Raw genomic sequence first — 1,150 nt, 5'->3', positions numbered from 1 at the left:
CGCTTTCGCTACGGCTACCCCTCGACGGGTTAACCTTGCCACACACCGATGACTCGCAGGCTCATTCTTCAAAAGGCACGCCATCACCCCACACAACACAAGGTTGCGAAGGCTTTGACGGATTGTAAGCGCACGGTTTCAGGTACTATTTCACTCCCCTCCCGGGGTACTTTTCACCTTTCCCTCACGGTACTAGTCCGCTATCGGTCACCAGGGAGTATTCAGGCTTACCGGGTGGTCCCGGCAGATTCACAGCAGATTTCACGGGCCCGCTGCTACTCGGGTATCACTCACGAGAGCCAAGATGTTTTCGTCTACGGGATTATCACCCTCTACGACAGGCCGTTCCAGACCACTTCGACTAACAACTTGGTTTCTTACTCTCGCCCAGTCCGGCAGAACTGAGAAGAATGACCCCACAACACCGCATACACAACCCCTGCCGGGTATCACATGTACACGGTTTAGCCTCATCCGCTTTCGCTCGCCACTACTCACGGAATCACTGTTGTTTTCTCTTCCTGTGGGTACTGAGATGTTTCACTTCCCCACGTTCCCTCCACACACCCTATATATTCAGATGCGGGTAACACGACATGACTCGTGCTGGGTTTCCCCATTCGGAAATCCTCGGATCTCAGCTCGTTTGACAGCTCCCCGAGGCTTATCGCAGCCTACTACGTCCTTCATCGGCTCCTGGTGCCAAGGCATCCACCGTACGCTCTTAAACACTTACTAACAAAGATGCTCGCGTCCACTGTGCAGTTCTCAAACAACACACCCACTCGAACCTGGTCTCGAGATTGACTCAGCCTTGCGGCCGGCAATGTCTCGAAGATCCGAGTAGATCGTTTGTTTTGCCTTGAAAAAACACTCGCGTGTTCTTTCAGGACCCAATAGTGTGTCGGTATATCACCACGACCAACCGATGTCGGTTGATCTAGTGCGATGAGTTTGTCAGCGTTCCACCCATGAGCTCCCGCAGTCCTACGATTGAGGACTAAACGGTCTCTGCCAGTAGCTCACCAACCTCTGTTGGGAACCGACTGGAGAATTGCTCCTTAGAAAGGAGGTGATCCAGCCGCACCTTCCGGTACGGCTACCTTGTTACGACTTCGTCCCAATCGCCGATCCCACCTTCGACGGCTCC

Annotated in this window: 2 rRNA genes; both read right to left on the bottom strand. The window is 53.6% G+C overall.

Going from position 1 to position 1,150, the window contains the following annotated elements:
* A 23S ribosomal RNA gene (locus ACFWVD_RS28745) occupies positions 1 to 738 on the bottom strand; the annotation flags it as partial.
* Between the two features lie 327 nt (positions 739 to 1,065).
* Positions 1,066 to 1,150 (bottom strand): 16S ribosomal RNA (locus ACFWVD_RS28740); the annotation flags it as partial.

The sequence above is a fragment of the Nocardia sp. NPDC058666 genome (assembly GCF_042714895.1).
In the GTDB taxonomy this organism is placed as follows: domain Bacteria; phylum Actinomycetota; class Actinomycetes; order Mycobacteriales; family Mycobacteriaceae; genus Nocardia.
This window is presented reverse-complemented; position numbering and strand designations above follow the sequence as displayed.